This window comes from Clostridium sp. JS66, assembly GCF_033561535.1.
Classification (GTDB): Bacteria; Bacillota; Clostridia; order Clostridiales; family Clostridiaceae; genus Clostridium_AM; species Clostridium_AM carboxidivorans.
Window position 1 is genome coordinate 1353747 of record NZ_CP131467.1, and the last position, 22537, is coordinate 1376283.

The following is a 22537-nucleotide window of genomic DNA, read 5'->3' on the forward strand; positions in this document are numbered from 1 at the left end:
TTTAGTACACAATTTAGGTGGTACCGCGGAAGTATCTCCGTCCTAATATATTTTTTAGGACGGAGTTTTTTTATACAAATTTATAAGCCGGCTTTCTATATAAATTTGTTAATTGCAGACGTCTTAAGTAAATTACTATAATTTTTAATTAGTATTTAAATTACAAGGCATCATTCATTACACAAATATTAATTAACTTTGGAAATTTAAACTGTATATTTGAAAATAATCTATTGATTTTTAATTAAAAAGGAGAGATTTATTATGAATTTAAAAAGATTAATTACCAATTCGCTACTTTTAGCTATAGGTGCAGTGCTGCATCAAATCACGCCTCCACTAGTACTTGGAATGAAACCGGATTTTTCACTAGCTATGCTATTTATAATAATGATATTAAATGAGGATTATAAATCTTGTATAAGTGCAGGACTTATAGCTGGTATATTAGCAGCTGCAACTACAGGATTTCCAGGTGGACAAATACCAAATGTAATAGATAAATTAATAACTACCAACTTAATGTTTTTATTCTTAAAACCTATTAGGAAAGCTTTGAATAATCAAATAAAAATAATTATAACTACAGCTATAGGGACGCTTATAAGTGGTACAGCATTTTTGTCATTAGCTTCAATTATGGTAGGGCTTCCAACTAGCTTCCGTGTATTATTTTTATCAGTAGTACTTCCAGCTGTTGTTATAAATACTGTTGCAGGTTCGGTTTTATTTAACGCTATAAATGTAGCACTTAAAAGGAAAGCAACAATATAAGCATAATGCGACACAACTTTTTAGGTGGAGTCCGCATTGAATATATGGTGTATAAAAGCCAACCGTTCATTAAGGAGCTCTAATGCCTAAAATTAAAAAAATCCCTACCCGCTCAAATGTCCCTTCATGGGACTTTCACGGCTTGAATCGTCCTGATTCAAATTACGAGATTTTTTAAATTTTAGACATAAGAGCTTCTAAATTCTCTCAAAAGCTTTTATACACCATATATTCAAAGCTACCTCCACCTAAAAAGTTGTGTAGTAATTATTGTAATTCTAATATGAAAAATTGCTTATAATATGACTCTAATAAAAAAAGCGTAGCTTTCATAATACTTAATAACTAGTTTATGTATAGTTCAGCTATTTTAATAATATCATATGGCGCAGCCTTCAAAAATAGCAAGTTAGTTCATTATTAACTATGCTTGAAATACTTGTATGTTTTTCAGCAATCTAAATAATAAGCCTCTTTTAAGATATTTCAGTAGAATAGAAAGTAATTGCTTTTTAAACTAGATATATTAACCTAACAGCAGGCTCCGCCTTAATATTTAGGTGTTATAAGTTAATGATTATAAATATAATTTGGCTTACTAAAATTACTTATAACAATTTAATTATGTACGTATATTTGAAGTTACTAGTTTGGATTTTAACTTTTATGCAGTGATATATGATAAGGGTGTCATCACATAAGCTAAATTGTTTTAGTATTATTCTTAGCTCAAAATTTTTGAAAGCCTTAGAACTTTAGTCCTGTTTGAGGGAACCGAGTTTGACAAAGTTCTTAGGCTTTCAAAAATTTCGAGCTTTATTTTAAATTGGAAACTCCTCTTCGTTTTCTCAGAGGAGTAAGCGATTCGCACAAAATCGTAGATTTTGGCTCTCTGCTTAATACATTTAGCCGTGATGACACCCTTATCATATATCACGGAATGAAAGTTAAAATCCAAACTTCAACTGCACCCTTACGTCACATAATACTTATAAGTTGATTATATAGAGTAGATAGTTTTTGTTAAAGTGCAATTAATATTTGTAATCATCCACTTCTACTTTATCTACCTCTTGATAAGGAGCAAGTGTAGAGGCCATTTTAATTGCAGCGTTGGAATTATTCACACAATAATGAATCTCACCTGGTTCAATGTGAATAAATTGCCCCTTTGTTAGGTGGTTTACCTTTCCATTTACAACAATATCAATTTCACCATCAATGATGTAGAAATTTTCTTCCATAATATTGTGGAAATGAGCTTTAAAATCTTGACCTGGTTGAAACTGAACTAGTGCAAAATTCATTCTAGGACCTTTCATCAAATATTTGGGACCATGGTCACCAAAACGATATTCTTTTTCTTTTTCGTCAATAATATACATAATCAAAATTCCTCCTTGTTTGTTAAAATTTTTTGATTTTATAGGTACTATAGACCTGGTGCGATCCACATATTATTTGTAAGCTTCTGGTTACAAAGTTCTAATTGTGCAGCATACACCTTGCGCCATTTCTTGTAAAGGTTTTCGTAAAGAGAATGATTTTTTATAGATGGTTCATAAGTCTTATCCCAATGTACAAGTTTTCTTGCTGCCTCTGAGATGTTGCTATAAATTCCTACTCCATAACCTGCCAGAATGGCAGCACCAAGGCCAGTTGCTTCTTTTACTACTGGAACGCGAACTGGCAGACCAAGAACATCAGATAAGATCTGACACCACAATGGGCTCTTTGAAGCGCCTCCGGCAAAGACAATGCTTTCTGGCATATTGCCAGTAACTTCTTTTACCAAGTCTAGATGGCCTTTAGTAACCATAGCTGTATTTTCCAAAATAGCATGATAAAAAGTATAACGGTTAAATTTTTCGGAATCCAGTTGAAAGTTTGTAAAAGTAGGAGAAGCATGTTTCCAAGAAATAAAATTCATAACATCAGAAAATGCACACATCATTCCGTAGCTTCCAGCTGGAATTTCAGCGGCCTTTTGATCCATTATATAATAAGGATCTTTACCTGTTTTTTCAGCTTCCTGTTTTTCAAGTTGACAGAATCCATCTCTAAACCAGCGCATTACTAAACCAGGTTTGAAAGCCAGAGCTTCGTACTGCCAAACATCAGGCACTGCATGACAATTAACACGAACACGGCAGTTTGAATCGGTTTTTACAGCATCTGTATTAAATTCGTATTGCCAAAAGCTCCCACCAAATATGGCAGCTTCCGTTGATTTAACCACACCTACACCTATGCAACCAAGCTGTGCATCGCCACCGCCTACTACAACGGTAGTACCTTCAGCAAGACCAGTGTCTTTAGCACCTTTTGCGTTAACTTTACCTATTATGGAACCACATTCAGCAACATCAGGAAAGATAGTATCCTTTAAGCCGCATTTGTTAGCTATAGAAGAATCCCAAGCTCTTTTTTTTAGATCGAAGATGCCAGTTGTAGAGCCATTACTTGGTTCAACAGCTAGTCTGCCTGTCATTTTAAAAATTAGCCAGTCATTAAACATACCTATATGTGCAATTTTTTTATATATTTCAGGCATCTTGTTTTTTACCCATAGAATACGTGGCAGTGCACCAAGAGCATAAGTTTGACCAGACTCCAAATATACTTCTTTTTCTAATTCTGGATTCATGCTTATGAGTTCACCAACTTCGTCATTAGATCTAGCATCAACATTAGCACAAGCCCATATTTCTTTTCCGAATTTATCGTATAGTACAATTCCTTCACGCATGCAGGTAGTAGATACAGCTGCAATTTCTTTTGAATCAATTTTTGTTTGGTCTATTACTCCGTGAATGCAGTGACATGCTAGTTTCCAGTTATGATTCCAATCGAAATTCATGCTGCCAGGCCATTTAGGATCTTCATTATGAACCCACTCCTGTTGCGTACAGCCAATCTGATTACCTTCCAAATCAAACAAAATAGCACGGACACTGCCGGTACCAGCATCAACAGCCATCAAATATTTTTGCATCAGTAAGACCTCCTTAATAATCAATTGTTAAACTTCTATATTTTCCTCCTCTGCAACATGATGGAAGCGGCATGCGCAAGCAAAGTGCTTTTAAATTATTAGATGTAGATTTTTATGAGCAGGGAGTAATTAGTGATTTATATTAGTAAATGCATCTTTTGGATTGCATTTAGAGATATTTAATATCAATCTGAAATCTAGAAATTGGTATAACTGATTTTTGTAATAAATTAAAGAAGAGTATCAGCTCTGCGGTAATCGTTTTCTTGAAGCTTTATAGAACATTAGATTAGATAGTTGTAGTGTAAATTACATATATATAGAAGGGTTCTTAACACGAATTTATCATATTATATAATTCGTGTTAAAAACATAATTAGTAAAAAATCTGCAAATTTTAAATTTCAATAATTATAATATAAAATTGATAAAAATATTAAGGTATAAAGTAAAATAAAATTAATCTTCTGGACTTTGCAAAATATTTTCACTAATATCTAATAGTTGCAGAGCAGTAGATTCATCTGTAATCAAAATATCGATGTAACCACCTTTTAAGACAGCTTTGATTGCACATACCTTATCATCGCCTGCGGCAACTCCGATTACATTATTAAGTTTGAGAAGTGTAGAAAGCGGGGTTGTAATTAATCGCTCTTCTATATTTGTTTCTATTAAATTTCCATCTTTATCAATGAAATGACACAATATGTCACCAACAGCACCTTTCATCTTTAGATAGAGAAGATCGTTTTTGGTTAAAATTCCACTTTTTATAATTGTAGCATTATCACTAATGGAACCGATTCCTACAACAGACATGCAAGAAAGTTGCAACATGCGTGAAATTTCATTAATAGATCCCTCATTGCGTATTGCTTCTACTACTTCTTTAGAAGACACTAGAAGTGGTGCTGGAATGAGGTAAAGTTTGGCATTAAAAATTGTAGACATATTATTAGGTAAATAATAACTAACCCCACCTGTCATTGATACTACAGATATAGGTTGTTCGGCCATGGTTGCTAGATTGTTTAAAATACGACTTTGAGTATCGCCATATCCCATGTTAATAAAATTATTACTGCTTAGGCGGTTATTTATATACATAGCAGCAGCTCGTGCAATGTTCTCGTTAATAGAAACTTCTTTTGGCGGTGAAGGTACAATAAAAGTATCTTTAAGTTTGTATAACTGTGATAATTTTTTTTCCAGTTGAAGTCGGCTTGCTGAATCATCACGCAGCTTAAATTGAATAATTCCAGTATTACGTGCTTTATCTAGCAGTTTTACCACGCGCATACGTGAAATACCAAGAAGTTCGGAAATGTGCTGCTGAGTCATATTATCAAAATAGTAGTACCATGACACTTTAATCATAAGTGCTTCTTCATTATCCATTTGTTTTTCTCTCGCTTTCTATTTCAAAACAACCTATCATTTGTTTTTAGTTAAAACATATGATAACTTTATAAATAGTATAACAACATGGCTTTTTAATGTCAATATGGAAATTTGTTGTAAAAGAAATTTATTTGTTTTTATATAAATTTGTCTAATAGAATAAGCATAGTGTCACACAATGCTAACAATATAGGACTTTTATAGAATAGCTAAATAATACAAAAGAAAATTCATAAAAAATTCTGATAATAAAATAAATAACTTTATTGTAAAAGGTTGACAAAACTTACAAAATGTCTTATGATTTTGTAAACAAACAAATTTACTTATTGCATAACAAATGTTAACTAATCTAATTATGGAGGCTGGGAGTATGGAAGAAAATTTTTTGAAAAATTCAGAAAGAAATCACCATAAAACTCTCCTTTCTGTACGCAATATTCATAAATCATTTGCAAAAAATAAAGTTCTAAGAGGCATTAATCTAGATGTCAGCGAGGGTGAAGTTTTAGCATTAATTGGTGGTAACGGAGCAGGTAAAAGTACTTTAATGAAAATAATCATGTGCATTTATCAGCAGGATATTGGTGATATTTATGTAGATGATAAGAAAGTTTTAAATTCTAAACCTTCAGATGCAATGGAACTTGGTATGTATCTTGTACCTCAGGAACCTATGCTTTTTCCCAATATGAGTGTAGAAGAGAATATACTAATAGGGTTTAAAGAAAATCCTAAAGATTTGGACAAACGACTTAAGGATTTATTAAAACAAATTGGATGGCACTTAGATTTAAGCAGAAAAGCTATGAGTTTATCTATTGCAGAACAACAATTAGTAGAATTGCTGCGAGGATTACTACGCAATGCTAAATTGTTAATTTTGGACGAGCCTACCAGTGCATTAACTTTTGATGAAGTAGAATCTCTATTTAAAATTATTAATGATCTTAAAAGTAAAAATATTGGTATCATATATATTACTCATCGACTTGCTGAAGTGTTTACCATAGCTACTCATGTTGCAATTATGAGAGACGGTATCATAACACTTAATGGAGAAGTTAAAGATTTTACTCGTGATATGCTTGTGCAGGGTTTGCTTCCTACTGATGCAGAAAAAAAGGAACTTAATTTTAATAGTGTAGTACCAGATTATAAAAATTTAGAACCGATATTTAGTTTGAAAAATTTTAGTGGGTATGGTTTTAAGGATGTTACATTTGATGTATATCCTGGTGAAATTCTAGGGTTGGCAGGTGTTGTAGGTGCAGGAAGAACTGAACTTGCAACAACAATTTTTGGTAAAGATGTAGCACTTGGTGGAAAGGTTTACTTAGAGTCGGAGGATATTACTGGAATGTCAACTGCTCAAGTAATGGAAAAGGGTATCAGTTATATTCCTGAAGATAGACGAAAGGATGGCATTTTCAAGATTGGTGATATTACAATGAATATTACATGTGGGTGTTTAGATCATCTTTCTAAGTTTTTTATAAATTCTAAGGAAGAAAAAAAATTAACTGATAAATCTATAAGTGATTTTCGTATCAAAGTAACTGGACAAGATCAGTTAATTGGAAGTCTTTCAGGTGGAAATCAACAGAAGGTTGTAATTGCTAGAACGCTTTTAACACATCCAAAGTTGATTATACTGGATGAGCCTACCCGTGGAATTGATGCTTCAGCTCGTGGTGATGTATATTCAATTATGAATAAATTAAAAGAACAAGGATTTTCCTTTTTATTGATATCATCGGATATGGAAGAGATCATTGAACTTTCAGATAGAGCAGTTACTATGTTTCAGGGAAGAATAAACCATATATTTAATAAAGCGGATATAAATCAGAATAATCTCATGAGCGCTGCATTTGGTGTTTATGAGGAAGAAAAGGAGGGAATATAAAGTATGGAAAATATGAGCTTTATAAAAAAAGTGACAAAAAGAAGAGAGTTCTCCTCCATAATTTTCTTATTTGCTTTATTTATAATTGCAGGTGCTGTAAACCCAGCATTTTGGAAATTAAATAATATTATGCTTTGTTTAAACGGTTCTGCTGTTTATACAGTTTGTTCTATTGGTATGGCATTTGTTATTTTTACAGGAGAAATTGATGCATCCATAGGAGGTACATTGGGATTATCAGCTGCAGTAGCAGCTACAATGATAAGAGATGGAAATTCAAGTATAGTAGCATTACTAGTAGCTATTGGTATTGGAGTAATTATAGGTACTGTTAATGGATTTGGTGTAGCAGTTCTTAAAGTTCCATCCATTATTATGACCATAGGTGTAAACGGTATCGTAAGGGGATTTTCTTATGTTTATACTAAAGGTGCTTGGGTTGAAAATATTCCCCGCCATTTTAAAGAAATTTCACAGATGGGTATGTTTGGATTGTCATGGTTTTATATAGGTACCATTATTATTATGATTCTTATACATCTTTATGTAACAAAGAAAACACACGGACGATATTTTCAAGCAGTAGGCGATAATGAAGATGGAGCCATACATATAGGTATTCCTGTTACTGTGACTAAGATGCTTAGTTTTATAATTTGTGCAGTTTGTGCATCTGTAGCTTCTGTAATATTTGTTAGTCGTATTGGATTTGTAACTCCTATGTCTGGTAATGGTTATGAAATGAAAGCTATTGCTGCATGTGTTATTGGAGGTATAAGTCTTTCTGGTGGTATTGGAAATATGATTGGAGCAACTTTTGGTGCGTTAATTATGGCATCTATAAGTCGTATATTAGTATTTTTGGGCTTATCATCTAATTATGATAATACAATTACTGGTATTTTATTAATTACTATTGTTGTTATAGATGCAGTGATTCAGAAGCATAATGTGGAAAAGTCAAGAAGAGAGCGTTTGACAGCAAAAACTGCAGAAGTTATTGAATGTGAAGTGGAAGGAGGAAATAGAACATGCAACAGAAACTAAAAGTAATGTTTACAAAATTAAAGTTTCGTTGGGAGTATTTCCTGATAATATTGCTTATTGCAGAAGTGGTGGTATTTGGCAATTTAAATCCTAGATTTTTAAAGCCTCAAGTTCTATTTGGAAGTGTAAACGATTTTATTTCTATTTGTATTATTGCAATTTTTACATGCTTTGTGTTCATTACAGGTGGTATTGATTTGCAAGCTGGTTCAATAGTTGGATTAACTTCTATAGTTATTGGGGTAATGTGGAAAAATGCGGGAGTTAATATTTTAGTTGCATGCTTGATAGCTATTATTGTTGGTGGACTGTGTGGTGCCTTAAGTGGTTTTTTTATAGGATTTACAGGAGTTCAACCAATGGTAGTTACTTTAGGCGGGTCTTTCTTATATTCTGGAATTGCTATTGCTGTATCAAATATATCCAAGACTGCTGCTTATCTTGGTATTAGTGGCTTTCCAGAGTACTTTACAAGCTTTACTAAGAAACGTTTTTTCGGTATTGTTCCATCGCAATTTCTTATTTTCATTGCACTTTCGAGTATTGCTTATATTATTTTACATCGTACAAAATATGGAAGAAAGGTTTTTCTTTGTGGTATTAGTCAAAATGCAGCAGGATTTACTGGTATTAATTCAAAGCTTATCATTATGAGTACATATATTTTCTCAGGTATGGCAGCTTCTGTGGCAGGTATCATTATGACAAGCTATCTTGGATCTTCAAAATCTGATTTTGGAGGTGATTTAACTATGCCAATAATTACAGCTGTAGTACTTGGTGGAACCTCTACTTTAGGAGGTAAAGGTGGGGTTATTGGTTCAGCATTGGCGGCTGTTGTAATTGGAATAATGCGATTTGGTCTTTCTATGAATGGTATGCCAAATCAATATTTGGATATACCAGTAGGCATTATGTTAGTTATTGTAGTTGCAGGAAGCTGTATTTCTAAGAATCAGAAGATTTCTACAATTTTTCGTCATTATATATCCATCAAACCTAACTAGAATTAAATTTTATAATTTTTCAATTGTTATTAGATATATATAGACGAATATTTACGTCTGCATATAAAAACAAAAAACAGGGGGTTTTATTAATGAAAAAGTTTTTTGCATTGACATTAACTGTTGTTATGGCACTTACAACACTAGCCGGATGTGGTTCATCTAACAAAACTTCAAGTGATTCTGCAGCAAAAGATACTTCTTCTAAAAATAGTAAAATTACAGTAACATTTATTCCAAAGGTTACAGGTAATGCATTCTTTGAATCTGCTAATAAAGGTGCTCAAAAGTATGCCCAAAAATGGGGCTTCAAAGTTGATTATGAAGGTGATGCTAGTGCATCTGCATCTGCCCAAGTAGCTGTAATCAATAAAGCAGTTCAACAGGGTACAAATGCAATTTGTATGTCATCTGTTGATGCTGCTGGTGTTAAAGATGCTTTAAAAGTTGCAGCAGCAGCAGGTGTTAAAGTTACTACATGGGATTCTGATGTAGATCCATTTGTTCGTAAAATTATGGTTTCTCAAGGTACACCTAAGCAGTTAGGAGAAATGTTAGTTAAAATGAGTTATGATTCATTAAAAGAACGTGGTAAAAACCCAGATAAAGATCCTATCAAATACTGCTGGCACTATTCAAATGCAAGTGTTACTGACCAGAACTCTTGGAGAGTAGAAGGAGAAAAATATATTAAAGAAAAATATCCTAATTGGCAAAATGTTGCACCAGATAACTATTATTCAAACCAGGATGCTGAACAAGCTATTTCAGTTGGTGAATCTATATTATCAGCACATAAGGATATTGATTTAGTAATTTGTAATGATTCTACTGCACTTCCTGGACAATGTCAGGCAGCTCAGAACAAAGGCAAAAAAGCTAAAGATATTACTATAACTGGTTTTGCTTCTCCTAATTCTATAAAGCAGTATTGTAAAGATGGTATTATTACACGTTGGGGACTATGGGATTGTGGAATTCAAGGTGCTATGGGTTGTTATATGGCATATTATCTTGCTGCGGGCAATAATGTGAAAGTTGGCGATAAAATTAAAATTCCTGATATTGGTACTGTAGAAGTTATGCCTAATACTGTTCTTAATGCTTCAGCAAGTGCTTCTGATACTACGTCAGGAGTTGTATTATTACCTGAAAGAACTGTATTTACTAAGGACAATATGAATAATTATGATTTTTAATCATTTAATTTCAAGCGATAAATAAGATAAATTTACAAGGAGGATTTTAATTATGCCAGATATAGAAGGTTTTAAGGTAGCAAAAGATTACCATACAGACATTGAGTTTGCAAGTAATTCTAAAGTTTTTTATGTTAAAGGAGCTAATAATTTAGATTGGGGAATGCAAAAACATCTTGCTAATATTTTTAATAAAAAAAGTGGTAATACTGTAATGTTTGCATTTGATCATGGATACTTTATGGGTTCTGTGGCAGGTTTGGAAAGACTTGATTTATTGATTCCCAAACTTGTGGATCATGTTGATGTTTTGATGTGTACAAGAGGAGCACTGCGTACTTGTGTACAACCAGTTGGACAAAAAGCAGTTGCACTACGTGTTTCGTCTGGATCATCTATGCTAAGTGAAGATTTATCTCATGAAGTAGTTGCTGTTGATATTGAAGATGCAATTCGTTGTAATGCAGATTGTATGGCTGTTCAAGGATTTATCGGTGCAGATGGTCAACTTGAGAGCATTGACAATTTATCTAAGGTCATAAATGAAGGTATACGTTATAGCATTCCAACTATGGGTGTTGTAGCAGTAGGAAAGAATATGGCACGTACAGATCGCTATTTTAAACTTGCTACACGTATATTAGCTGAAATAGGTGTCAATATCGTTAAGAGTTACTACTGTGAGAACTTTGAAGAGATTGCAGCAGCATGTCCAGTTCCTATTGTCGTGGCAGGTGGAAAAAAATTACCTGAAAATGAAGCACTTACAATGGCATATCATGCAATGAGTGGGGGGGCGCATGGGTTAGATATGGGACGTAATATTTTTCAAAGTCTTCATCCAGTTGAAATGGCTGAAGCAATACGTAAGATTGTTCATGAAAAAGCAACTGATAAAGAAGCTTATGAATTCTATCAGGATGCTATTCATAAATAATTATTTATATGTAAAAAGAGTAATTTCATAAAAGTAAAATTTCTAAGTGCAGTTAGTTTTTAATAAATTAGAACTAGCTGCATTTTTATTTTTTCTTGAAATAGTTTGCCGTTGTAAAATGCCTGTATATGGACATAATAATATATCATATTGATAATTTTAATAGAAAGTTGGAGTGGTATGGTACAAATAGGAATACTTCATTATATGTATTTGGCAATTATAGTATTTATTTTAATTATGATGATTTATAAAAAAGATATAGTTTTACCCTGTCTTATAGGAATAGGAATTATAGGATATGTTGCTACAGGAAATGTTTTAAATTCAGTACAAATTATATATAAAGCACTAGTGGTATCTGCAAGAGAATTTATTGAAATAATAGTTATAATTTCGTTAATAAGCGCTATGTCTAAATCATTAAGGGATATTAGAGCAGACGAATTTATGGTAAAACCTATAAAAAAGTTTATGACAAATCCTACAATATCTTTTTTTATATTAGGATTTACTATGCTTATTGTATCATGGTTTATATGGCCAACTCCTGCAGTAGCTTTTATTGGAACTATAATGGTGCCGGCAGCTCTAAAATCTGGCTTACCAGCTATTTGGGTGGCAGTAGCTTTAAATTTGTTCGGCAATGGGATGGCACTATCAAGTGATTTTTTCATACAAGCAGCACCAGCCATTACGTCTAAAGCATTAGGAATTAATAATCCATTTTATTTAATAAAATCTAGCTTATTACTTTGGTCAGTAATGAGTATATCAACCATTGTGAGTTCTTTTATTATGATGAAAAGAGATATTATAAAAAGTCCAAAAGAAAAATTAAAAGAAGTTAATGAAGTTAGGACTGTTTTAGTAAAAACATCTACAAAAATAATAGCTGTAGTTACACCTTTAATATTTATTATGGACATATTTTTAATATATAAATTTAAATTGAAGGGAGCAGAAGCTACGTCACTTATAGGTGGTACTGCAGTAATAGTTACTGTGGTAGTTTCTATAATAAAATATAGTTTTAAAAGGGCGTTGGGAGAAGTAGCAGGAAGTATAAAGGATGGTTTTATATTTGGCATGAAGGTATTTGCTCCAGTTATTATTATAGGAGCTTTCTTTTTTCTCGGAAGTAAAGAAACTGCCATAGAAATATTAGGTAAAAATGTAGGTTCTACAGGGATTCTTTCAGATGTAGGATTATATATATCTGAAAGGTTTCCTATAAATAAAGCTTCAGTAATAACAATGCAGTCATTTATAAGTGCCCTTTTAGGAGTTGGAGGTTCAGGATTTTCTGGGTTACCTCTTATAGGAACCTTGGCACAAGTTTTTTCTTCTAGTATTAATATAAATAAAGAAGGACTTGCAGCCTTAGGACAGATAATAACCATATGGGTTGGCGGAGGAACTATAATTCCCTGGAGTTTAGTACCTATTGCTGCTATATGCGATGTGCAGCCTTTTGAGATTGCAAAAAAGAATTTAATACCTGTATTTATAGGAATTATATGCACTATTATAACAGCTATAATATTTTTATAGAATTAAATAAAGTCCAACTAAACTCTTTATATTACAAGTTTAGTTGAACTTTATTTTTTGTTATCTTTGTCTGTCGAGTTCTTCTAATCTATTTTGCTGCTTTTCTTTTAAATTTTTTAAATCTTCATTACTCATCTGTGAACCATAATTATTTATATATTCTTGTGTATCGTTATAGTTTTCTTTTAAATTTTCTAGATCATTAGTAGAAGCTTCATTACCATATACAATATTATTTTTTAAACGTTCCATTTCAGATTTTCTCTCACTTTGAATCTCTTTTGCACGTTCAAGTCTTTCAGGATCACCTATATCTGAATGTTGTTCTAGATGTCTTTCAGTTCTTGTATAATTGTCTACAGTATTAATTAATTGTTCTACTCTGTTTTCATTTTGTTCTTGAACTCTTCTTTTTTGTAGTTCTCTATCAACTTCATGTTCATTTGTCATATATGAATCCTCCTTTTATATTGTAATCAACACATATTTATTTTTAGTTTTACAAGGAGGTTTATACATGGTTTAATATGTTAGATTTTTCATGCTTAAATCTAAAACTTTAAAGGAGTGAGTTAGAGCACCTGTTGATATATAATTTATATTTAATTTGGATAAACTTTTAATACTTTTCAAATCTACATTGCCAGAAACCTCTATTTCTGCTTTACCATTTATTATCTTTATGGCAGATTCCATTGAAGGTATATCCATATTATCTAACATTACTATATCAACTTTAGCTTCTAAAGCTTCAACTAATTGATCTAAATTTTCAACTTCAACTTCAATTTTTCTAACAAATGGAGCATTAAGTCTTACCATGTTAACTGCATTTTTAATGTTTCCAGCAGCAGCTATATGGTTGTCTTTTATGAGAACACCATCGTTAAGTCCTAATCTGTGATTACAACCTCCACCAATAGTTACAGCATACTTTTCAAATATTCTTAAATTAGGAGTAGTTTTTCGTGTATCTAAAAGTTTAATTTTAGTATTTTCAAGTTCGGCTGCAAACTTTCTTGTAAGAGTTGCGATTCCACTCATTCTTTGGAGAAAGTTTAAAGCAACTCTTTCACCGGTGAGAAGAATTCGTACATCTCCAGAAATTTGTCCTATTTTTTTACCTTTAAAAATAGAATCACCATCTTTTACAAAGAATTCAACTTCAGCATTTTGAAGAATAGTAAAAACTCTTTTAAAAACTTCTAAACCACATATTACTCCATCTTCTTTTGCTATTAAATCTACTTTAGCCTTTTTATAATTTTTTATAATGGATTCTGTGGTTATATCTCCATAAGAAATATCTTCATTGAGAGCATTTTTTATTATTTTATCAGCAATTAACCAATTCATTTTTTATGTCTCCTCTTTCTTTAACTAGGGATTCTATAAATATTTTATTGTTTAAGTCTTCATAGTATTTTTTATCATAATTAAGTGAAGGTGAATTAATATTAGTTATAGGAATATTTGAAATATCTTTATTTATTTTTTTAGCACCACGTTTTGAAAATACCAATGCCTCTAGTAAAGAATTGCTTGCAAGCCTGTTGGCTCCGTGGACACCAGTACAGCTGCATTCTCCAAAGGCAAAAAGATTTTCCATAGAAGTTTTTCCAAAGGTGTCTACTTCTATACCACCCATAAAATAGTGTTGGGCTGGGGAAACAGGGATAGGTTCTTTAGATATATTTATTCCATTTTCTAAACACTTTTTATATATAGTTGGAAATCTGTTTTTCAAGAATTCTTCTTCCATAAAGGTTACATCAAGATATACATTTGAAGTATGGGTGCTTTTTTCTTCTTCATATATATATTTGGTAACTACATCCCTAGGAAGTAATTCGTCTACAAATCTATTTCCGTTACAATTTATGAGCTTTCCACCTTCACCTCTAACAGATTCTGATATTAAAAATTTTCTCTCATGTTCATTAGAGTTGAAGAAAGCTGTAGGATGAAATTGAATATAGCCTAAATTTTTTACTTTTATGTTATTTTTTAAAGATATAGCAATTCCATCTGCAGTTAATATTTTTTGATTAGTGGAATTTCTAAATAAACCACCAATACCTCCAGCAGCCATAATTGTAATTTTCGCATGAATATTAAATTGAATACCATCCTTTATACATAAAGCACCTGCACAAACATTATCTTTCTTTAAAATGTCCAGCATGGTGCAGTTTTCAAAAATAGTTATATTTTTTCTTGATGCAATTTGTTTTAAAAGAGTTTCTTCTAATTTTTTACCAGTTTTATCTTTATAATGAACTATTCTATTTATGCTATGGGCTCCTTCTCTGGTATAAGACAATTCATCATTATCCTTATCAAAATCAAAATCCATTTTACAAAGATCATTTATATTTTCCATGGATTCTTCTGCAAGTATTTTTACTGCATTAATATCATTTTTGTAAGAACCGGCCTTTAAGGTGTCATTTACAAATAAATCTATATCATTTGTGCCTCTAGCTACAGAAATGCCACCCTGTGCTAGAGCGGTATTACACTCATCTATTTTACCTTTTGAAATCATTGTTATTTTTAAATCTTCCCTTAAATTTAGTGCTGAATAAAGTCCCGAAACTCCAGTACCTATAACTAAAACATCAGTATAAATATCCATTTTATTTTCCCCCAAGTTCATGCATATTGATAAGTGCTTTGTAAGCTTTTTTCCTTATATTTTCATCTATTTCTATAGCATATTCCATATTTAGCAGGCTTTCATAAACGTTATTTAAATAAGTTTTTTTCATATTTATGCAGGTCATGCCTCCATTTGGAATGTAAAATTCTTTATCTTTATTTTTAAGCTTAATTTTGTGAAGAACACCTTCTTCAGTACAAATTAAGAATTTTTTATCAGTGCTATTGTTTACAAAATTTATGATTTGGCCTGTACTTCCTAGAAAATCAGCAAGTTCTCTCACAGATTTTTCACATTCAGGATGTACCAATACTTTTATACCAGGATGAAGCTTTTTAGCTTTTAGAATTTCTACTGCTGAAACTTTTTTGTGAGTTATGCAAAAGCCATTCCAAAGTATAATTTTTTTATTTCTTACTTGCTGCTGAACATATTCTCCTAAATTTTTATCAGGAAGAAAAATTATTTCATCCTCTTGTAAATTATTTATTATATTTACAGCATTAGATGAAGTACAGCATACATCTGATACCGCTTTAACTTCAGCAGAAGAATTTATATAACATACAACTTTAGCATTAGGATGTTTATCTTTTAGTGTTAAAATGTCATTAGGGTTAGCCATATCAGCCATAGGACAACCAGCATCAAAGGCAGGTAGTAAAACTGTTTTTTCAGGCGATAATATCTTTGCACTTTCGGCCATAAACTTAACGCCACAAAAAACTATTATATTTTCACTGCAATCTTTTGCAATTTTACTTAGATAGTAAGAATCTCCAACAGCATCTGCAATATCTTGAATTTCAGGTCTTTGGTAATAATGAGCTAGAATTATTGCTCCCTTATCCTTTTTTATCTTTAATATTTTATCTTTTAAATCATTTTTCATATTCATACCTCCGGTGTATACATATATTATTTTACAGGTGTATATACATTTATATATAGAATATAACATCAAAAAGAAATAATATCAACTACATATATAAGTAAGTTAAGAGAATTTTACTTATAGTTATCCAGCATGTGGTTATTAAATTAACTTGATGAATTTTGAATGTAATGATAAAATATTTCTTATAAATACAATTTTGCTAACTCAGATAGCTTGGATAATATCCGAGATATTTGATGCAATAAGTATTGTTCTAATTTCAATTGAAAATGATGCCACCTAACAGAAAGGAATAGTCTAATCTGAAGGGGAAGTTTAAATACAAAAGGTGTTTGTTTGTAAAATAATGACCTTCCCTAAAACTATTGTTTTGGGGAAGTTTTTTGCATTCAGGAAAGGAATTGTATGAAAAAATTCAAAGGATTAGTTATACCTTTAGTTATTATACTTGTATGGTGTATTGGTTCTAAACTTCATATATTTAATGATTATATAATACCTAGTCCAGCAGATGTATTTAATACTACTTTGGAATTAATTAAGAATGGTATACTCATAAAAAGCTTAGGGGTAAGCTTTAGCAGAGTTTTTATAGGATTTTTCATAACTTTTGCAATAGCATTTCCAATGGCTATTATCTTAGGAATGAAGAAAGAACTTTTACCTTATATAGAACCCTTTTTAGAATTTATGAGACATGTACCACCTATTGCAGTTATTCCTATATTAATATTGTGGTTTGGAATAGGAGAAACTTCAAAGCTAGCAGTCATATTTCTTGCTACGTTTTTTCCTATATTTTCAAATACTTTAAATGGAGTTACTAACTATGATGAAAAACTTTTAGAGGTAGGTGAAATTTTTGGATTTAGTACTGTAGATAAGTTTTTTAAGATAATTTTACCTCAAGCAGTACCTTCTATAATAACGGGTATTCAATTAGGATTAGGATACAGCTGGAGATCACTTATGGGTGCAGAACTTATAGCTGCTTCTTCTGGTATAGGATATATGATAATGGATGCAGAGCAATTATCCAGACCAGACATAATACTAGTTGGAATTTTTTCTATAGGAATTTTAGGGTATTTGGTTGATTATATTTTCATTAGGATAACTAGTAAGTTTGCACATTCTTATGGGAGAGAGGTGGACTATGGCAGGGCTGAAAATAAAAAAACTGTGCAAGAGCTTTGATATAAAAGGTACTAAGGTTAGTGCATTGAATAATATTAACTTATTAATAGAAGATGAAAGTTTTGTTACTATAGTTGGAAAAAGTGGATGTGGTAAAACTACTTTACTTAGAATAATATGTGGACTTGAAAATCAAACAGAAGGAAATATAAGCTCTATATATAGCGATGGAAAACTTAAGGGTAATAATTCTAAAAAGAAGGTTGGTATAGTTTTTCAAGAACCCAGATTGATGCCATGGCTTACAGTAGAGCAAAATATGGCCTTTCCACTTATTAAAAATGGTAATAGACAGGAAGTTTATGATGTAGTTCATAAATACTTAAATATGCTGGGATTGGAAAAGTTTAAAGAAGCTTATCCTTCTCAGATTTCAGGAGGTATGGCTCAAAGAGTATCATTAGGGAGAACCCTTTGTTATAATCCTGAAATAATTCTCATGGATGAACCCTTAGGTGCTCTTGATGCATTTAATAGAAGGAAACTTCAAAGAGAATTTATAAATATATTTTTAGAAAATAAAAAGACTATAGTTTTTGTTACTCATGATGTAGATGAAGCTATTTACTTAGGACAAAAAATAGTAGTTATGGATAGAGGCCATATAATAAAGGAACAAATTGTTGATATGGATTATTATAGAGATAGTTCTTCTAATAAATTTTTAGAGATAAAAAGGAGTTTACTCAAAGAATTTTTAATTTAAAGTACAAATGAAAATGTTAATTAGCCTATGGCTTAAATTAATAAAAAACAAGGAGGACTAACAATGAAAGCATTAAGAAAATTAAGTTTATTATTAACAGCTGCTATGGTTACTACAGCATTAGCAGGTTGTGGTGAGGCTCAAAAAAGTTCTAATAGCGCTGCTCAGCAGAAGGTAAGTAACATAAATATTTCTTATGTTAAATCACCTTTAAATGTGCCATCTATAATAGAAAAGAGAAAAAACTTATTCCAGGATGAGTTTTCAAAGGATAACATAAAAGTAACATTTCCTGAGATTACAGAAGGATCAAAGATGACAGAAGCTGTAGCTTCTGGTTCATTAGATTTTTGTAATGCAATTGGAGCTACTTCAGTTATTTTAGGTGCTGCTAATGGTGTTGATATTAAGATAATAGGAATGTACAGTAGAGCACCAAAAGCATTTACAATTATGGCTAAAGATCCAAGTATAAAATCTATAGAAGATTTAAAAGGAAAAAAGGTGGTAGGTCCTAAGGGGACAATACTTCATCAATTACTTTTAGGTGCACTTAGAAATAAAAACATGAAGGCTAGTGATGTTCAGTTTATAAATATGGGAATACCACAGGGAGTTTCAGCATTAATGTCTGGTAGTGCAGATGCAGCATTAGTTGCAGGAGCATCAGTACCACAAGCTTTGACAAAAAAAGCACATATTATTACTACAGGTGAAGGAATACTAGACGCTACTATAGTAATTGCAGCTAGAAAGGATTTCTTGGATAAACATATGGATGTAGCTAGAAGATATATGAATGTTCATAATAAGAGTCTTCAATTCATGAAGGATAATCCAGATGAAACTTATAAATTAGCTTCAGAAGAAACACAAATATCTGTTGATCAAGTTAAGGAAATGTACAATTGGTATGATTTTAGTCCTAAGATAACAGATAATGATGTAAAAGAACTGGAAAAAACACAGGATTTCTTAATGGAAAATGGAATGCTTAAAAAGAAAGTTGATATAAAATCATTAATACAGGATATTAGTAAGTAGTTTAAAGTTTGGATACGATAAATAATAGTGTTGATAACATAAAGTTTTTTAAGGGAACTTATAAAAAGAGTTCCCTTAGTTTGCGCTTTAGAGAAATTTAGTAATTAATTTGTATAGAACTTTATATGATCATTAGTATTGTTTTGGGAAAAGTCATTCTTACAAGAAAATCCCATTTGAAACTAGAAGTTCTTTATATACCTTTAGCATTTATCTTACAAAAAAAATAATCACTAATAAATGCTAAAATATAAGCTAATATAGTTAAAAACTTTAATCCTTTAAAATCAAAATATTTATAGCTTATAAATATTCCTATTAAAGCAAACAAATCTATTATCATAGTTACCATAAATATATTCCATATTAATCTGGAACTTTTCTGTTTACTAAGTATATTAGACATACTAAATTCAGTATTAAGATTTAATTTATATAAAATTATTAAGTAAATACAAGAAAGTAATGCGATTATAAAAATATATATAATTGGTATTGAAGTAATTCCATTTAATAAATTTAAAATTATTATTAATCCCAGTATAAATACTACAGATATAACAGTTGTTTTTAATGCTTTGAATAAAGCTAAAATTTCACGTTCATCTCTTTCTTTTGAAAACAATACATTTCTTGTTGCAACCCACATTATAGGTATAAAAATTCCTAATTGAGTTAATATCTTTACATTATGCACACTAATCATCCTCCTCAATAAATTGAAAAACATCATCAACTTTTTTATTAAAATAATTAGCAATTTTAAAAGCTAATTTTAAAGATGGATTAAAAGTTCCCCTTTCTATCTCTAAAATAGTTCCTCTTGAAATACCTATTTCCTTTGCTAATTGTTCCTGTGTTATGTCATTTTCTGCTCTTAAAACTTTAATTTTGGTTTTAAATATTTTGATTTTTTCCAAGAATCAATACACCTCTCTTATATAACTTACAGTATATTATACATAACAAAAAGTCAACTATATAATACAAAATATATTACATATAGTACATTGGTGTATAAACAATAAATAGTATTTATTATTATTTATTGTTAATGTTTATTTGAAATTTCTAATTTTAATTTTGTTCTATCCTATAACTGTGATTTAATTTTTAACACTATACTATAAAAATTCATATAATACAGCAAGGGTTAGGTTAAATTAAAGGAGATGAGGTTTTGGATAAAGTAAGTGTAAAAAATGTTTATATGAACTATCATTCTTTAAAAGGTTTTACTAAGGCATTAGTGAATATAAATTTTGCTGTAGAGGAAGGGGAATTTTTAAGTATAGTTGGACCTTCTGGTTGTGGTAAATCAACACTTTTAAATATAATAGCAGGATTATTGAAGCCTTCTTTTGGTGAAATCTATATAGATAATGAAAGTTTAGCTAGTTTTTCTAGTAAAATGGGTTATATGTTTCAGCGTGATCAATTATTTGAATGGATTACTGTGTGGGATAACATAATGCTAGGCATTAAAATTCAACATAAAAAGGTAAGTGATTATACTGAAAATATAAATAAATTACTTAGAGATTATGGATTATGGGATTTTAGATTTCATTATCCAAAGGAACTTTCGGGCGGAATGAGGCAAAAGGTAGCACTAATAAGGACTTTAGCTGTAAATCCTGAGGTATTGCTTTTAGATGAACCTTTTTCAGCATTAGATTATCAAACTAGACTTAATATAAGTGATGAAATATTCAAGATAATAAAAAAGGAAGGTAAAACAGCAATTATGGTAACTCACGACATATCAGAGGCTATATCTATGTCTAATAGAGTTATAGTATTATCCAGTAGGCCTGCACAAATAAGAAAAATATTCAATATAGAATTTTCTGTTCCACACGAATCACCATTAAAATCAAGGGAAGAACCAGAATTCAGAATATATTTTAATAATATATGGAAGGAGTTAAATTCATAATGATAGATGAAGTAAAAGAACATTCCTTATATATTAGCAATGTTGAAAAAACAAAAAGAAAAATAGTATTTACTAGATTTTTAATTTTGATATTAATTTTTGCATTATGGGAAGTATTAGGTGATTTAAAGATAATGGATCCCTTTTTAACTAGCACTCCATCAAGAATGTGGAAAAGTTTATTAAAATTATATTCAGAAGGTGCTTTATTTAATAACATAGGAATTACATGTATAGAAACCATATTTGGATTTTTATTAAGCACTATTCTAGGTACCTTAATTGCTATACTTTTATGGTGGTCGGATTTTGTGTGTAAGGTTTTAGATCCATACATTGTAGTGCTTAATGCACTGCCTAAAATAGCACTTGCTCCTATTATAATATTTTGGGTTGGAAATGGAGTGAAGGCAATAGTTGTTGTAACTTTACTTATAGCTATAGTAGTTACAATAATATCTGTACTGAATGGATTTAAAGAGGTCGATACGGATAAAATCAAGCTTCTCAGAACTTTTGGTGCTTCTAAACTTCAAATATTAATACATCTTATAATTCCAAGTTCAGTACCTACATTAGTTTCTTCTCTTAAAATAAATGTGGGACTTTCTTGGGTAGGTGTTATAATGGGTGAATTTTTAGTAGCAAAGGAAGGACTTGGTTTCTTAATAATATATGGAGGTCAAATTTCTCAATTGGATACAGTTATGTTAAGTATATTGATATTATCCATTTTAGCTTATGTAATGTATGAAGGTGTTGAATTTGTAGAAAAAAGACTTATATTGAAACGTTAATAATTAAGCTAGAAATAGCCTTATGGCATAAGGCTATTTTTTTACTTTTAAAATGAAGTGATAGTTTAGATTTTAACTTTAATTGAATATATTTGATTGTATGCGTATGAATAATATAAAAAAATGATAAATATTCTGCACAAATATTCTAATTATTTAGTATTTGCCATATTTCTTTGTTTTAAGCATTTTTTATTGATTATTATAACTTTAAGTCATTATAGCTCAAAATATGATATTGGAAAGTATTGTAGGTTATTTGCTATAATGCTATTTAATTAATATAAATTTTAAGTATTGACAATTAAAACTGCTTACAGGAACTGAATATTATATATTAATGTCTTTAAGGCTATTATAAACAAACAGAGAATTATTTTTATAACAATATTGTACTAATAAAATGTGTAATGGAAGATGTTAATGATCTTGTAAAGAGTAGTATTTGTAGGAGAACAGTATAATTAG

21 protein-coding genes and 1 other annotated feature (1 of these 22 running past the window's edge) are annotated in these 22537 nt (G+C 30.6%); of the genes, 12 read left to right on the forward strand and 9 right to left on the reverse strand.

The features are described from left to right. Nucleotides 1-48 (forward strand) — a binding site (T-box leader); it begins 195 nt to the left of the window's first position. 216 nt (nucleotides 49-264) lie between these two features. Continuing rightward, complete coding sequence (locus Q6H37_RS06475; RefSeq protein ID WP_318740176.1) at nucleotides 265-774, forward strand: tryptophan transporter; 510 nt, start codon at nucleotides 265-267, stop codon at nucleotides 772-774. A gap of 1034 nt (nucleotides 775-1808) precedes the next feature. On the opposite strand, the gene Q6H37_RS06480 is transcribed toward Q6H37_RS06475, so the two are convergent. From Q6H37_RS06480 to Q6H37_RS06490, 3 genes are all read right to left on the reverse strand, one after another. Next, nucleotides 1809-2159 (reverse strand): cupin domain-containing protein, encoded by a 351-nt coding sequence (locus Q6H37_RS06480; protein WP_318740178.1) that lies wholly within the window; start codon nucleotides 2157-2159, stop codon nucleotides 1809-1811. Between the two features lie 47 nt (nucleotides 2160-2206). Then, entirely contained in the window at nucleotides 2207-3769 is a 1563-nt protein-coding gene (gene lsrK, locus Q6H37_RS06485) for an autoinducer-2 kinase (RefSeq protein ID WP_412523909.1), read from the reverse strand. A gap of 459 nt (nucleotides 3770-4228) precedes the next feature. Beyond that, nucleotides 4229-5170 (reverse strand): sugar-binding transcriptional regulator, encoded by a 942-nt coding sequence (locus Q6H37_RS06490; RefSeq protein WP_318740180.1) that lies wholly within the window; start codon nucleotides 5168-5170, stop codon nucleotides 4229-4231. Between the two features lie 376 nt (nucleotides 5171-5546). On the opposite strand from Q6H37_RS06490, the gene Q6H37_RS06495 reads away from it, so the two are divergent. From Q6H37_RS06495 to Q6H37_RS06520, 6 genes are all read left to right on the forward strand, one after another. Continuing rightward, nucleotides 5547-7082 carry a sugar ABC transporter ATP-binding protein gene (locus tag Q6H37_RS06495; RefSeq protein ID WP_318740181.1) on the forward strand — a complete coding sequence of 512 codons (1536 nt, stop codon included), beginning with the start codon at nucleotides 5547-5549 and terminating at the stop codon, nucleotides 7080-7082. Nucleotides 7083-7085: 3 nt separating this feature from the next. Then, entirely contained in the window at nucleotides 7086-8129 is a 1044-nt protein-coding gene (locus tag Q6H37_RS06500; RefSeq protein WP_318740184.1) for an ABC transporter permease subunit, read from the forward strand. Further along, a complete protein-coding gene (locus tag Q6H37_RS06505) occupies nucleotides 8114-9136 on the forward strand; it encodes an ABC transporter permease subunit (RefSeq protein WP_318740186.1) in 1023 nt (340 codons plus the stop codon). The genes Q6H37_RS06500 and Q6H37_RS06505 overlap by 16 nt, the downstream gene beginning before the upstream one ends. Before the next feature lie 92 nt (nucleotides 9137-9228). Next, nucleotides 9229-10335 carry a substrate-binding domain-containing protein gene (locus Q6H37_RS06510; RefSeq protein ID WP_318740188.1) on the forward strand — a complete coding sequence of 369 codons (1107 nt, stop codon included), beginning with the start codon at nucleotides 9229-9231 and terminating at the stop codon, nucleotides 10333-10335. A gap of 52 nt (nucleotides 10336-10387) precedes the next feature. Beyond that, the gene (gene lsrF / locus Q6H37_RS06515; protein ID WP_318740190.1) at nucleotides 10388-11272 is read left to right on the forward strand and encodes a 3-hydroxy-5-phosphonooxypentane-2,4-dione thiolase; all 885 of its coding nucleotides are present in this window, start codon (nucleotides 10388-10390) and stop codon (nucleotides 11270-11272) included. A gap of 180 nt (nucleotides 11273-11452) precedes the next feature. Continuing rightward, complete coding sequence (locus Q6H37_RS06520) at nucleotides 11453-12826, forward strand: hypothetical protein (RefSeq protein WP_318740192.1); 1374 nt, start codon at nucleotides 11453-11455, stop codon at nucleotides 12824-12826. 60 nt (nucleotides 12827-12886) lie between these two features. On the opposite strand, the gene Q6H37_RS06525 is transcribed toward Q6H37_RS06520, so the two are convergent. The 4 genes from Q6H37_RS06525 to nadA form a co-directional block, all read right to left on the reverse strand. Continuing rightward, complete coding sequence (locus Q6H37_RS06525; protein ID WP_318740193.1) at nucleotides 12887-13276, reverse strand: hypothetical protein; 390 nt, start codon at nucleotides 13274-13276, stop codon at nucleotides 12887-12889. A gap of 72 nt (nucleotides 13277-13348) precedes the next feature. Beyond that, nucleotides 13349-14182 (reverse strand): carboxylating nicotinate-nucleotide diphosphorylase, encoded by an 834-nt coding sequence (gene nadC / locus Q6H37_RS06530; protein WP_318740195.1) that lies wholly within the window; start codon nucleotides 14180-14182, stop codon nucleotides 13349-13351. Continuing rightward, on the reverse strand, nucleotides 14163-15464 hold the full coding sequence (locus Q6H37_RS06535; RefSeq protein ID WP_318740197.1) for an L-aspartate oxidase: 1302 nt from the start codon (nucleotides 15462-15464) through the stop codon (nucleotides 14163-14165). The genes nadC and Q6H37_RS06535 overlap by 20 nt, the downstream gene beginning before the upstream one ends. Nucleotide 15465: 1 nt before the next feature. After that, nucleotides 15466-16380 (reverse strand): quinolinate synthase NadA, encoded by a 915-nt coding sequence (gene nadA, locus Q6H37_RS06540; protein WP_318740199.1) that lies wholly within the window; start codon nucleotides 16378-16380, stop codon nucleotides 15466-15468. Nucleotides 16381-16791: 411 nt separating this feature from the next. On the opposite strand from nadA, the gene Q6H37_RS06545 reads away from it, so the two are divergent. From Q6H37_RS06545 to Q6H37_RS06555, 3 genes are all read left to right on the forward strand, one after another. After that, nucleotides 16792-17583: an ABC transporter permease gene (locus tag Q6H37_RS06545; protein ID WP_318740201.1), complete on the forward strand. Its 792-nt coding sequence runs from the start codon at nucleotides 16792-16794 to the stop codon at nucleotides 17581-17583. Then, complete coding sequence (locus tag Q6H37_RS06550) at nucleotides 17543-18289, forward strand: ABC transporter ATP-binding protein (protein ID WP_318740203.1); 747 nt, start codon at nucleotides 17543-17545, stop codon at nucleotides 18287-18289. Before Q6H37_RS06545 ends, Q6H37_RS06550 begins: the two co-directional genes overlap by 41 nt. Nucleotides 18290-18352: 63 nt before the next feature. Continuing rightward, nucleotides 18353-19333 carry an NrtA/SsuA/CpmA family ABC transporter substrate-binding protein gene (locus tag Q6H37_RS06555; RefSeq protein ID WP_318740205.1) on the forward strand — a complete coding sequence of 327 codons (981 nt, stop codon included), beginning with the start codon at nucleotides 18353-18355 and terminating at the stop codon, nucleotides 19331-19333. Nucleotides 19334-19526: 193 nt separating this feature from the next. Here the strand turns inward: Q6H37_RS06555 and Q6H37_RS06560 are convergent, their stop codons facing one another. Next, nucleotides 19527-20030 carry a hypothetical protein gene (locus Q6H37_RS06560; RefSeq protein WP_318740207.1) on the reverse strand — a complete coding sequence of 168 codons (504 nt, stop codon included), beginning with the start codon at nucleotides 20028-20030 and terminating at the stop codon, nucleotides 19527-19529. A 1-nt stretch (nucleotide 20031) separates the two neighbouring features. Next, nucleotides 20032-20253, reverse strand: coding sequence for a helix-turn-helix transcriptional regulator (locus tag Q6H37_RS06565; RefSeq protein ID WP_412523910.1), 222 nt, complete (start codon nucleotides 20251-20253; stop codon nucleotides 20032-20034). A 260-nt stretch (nucleotides 20254-20513) separates the two neighbouring features. Between Q6H37_RS06565 and Q6H37_RS06570 the strand changes: the two genes are divergently transcribed. Continuing rightward, the gene (locus Q6H37_RS06570; RefSeq protein ID WP_318740209.1) at nucleotides 20514-21272 is read left to right on the forward strand and encodes an ABC transporter ATP-binding protein; all 759 of its coding nucleotides are present in this window, start codon (nucleotides 20514-20516) and stop codon (nucleotides 21270-21272) included. After that, nucleotides 21272-22069, forward strand: a complete 798-nt coding sequence (locus tag Q6H37_RS06575) for an ABC transporter permease (RefSeq protein ID WP_318740211.1) — start codon at nucleotides 21272-21274, stop codon at nucleotides 22067-22069. The genes Q6H37_RS06570 and Q6H37_RS06575 overlap by 1 nt, the downstream gene beginning before the upstream one ends. The last annotated feature ends 468 nt before the right edge of the window (nucleotides 22070-22537 follow it).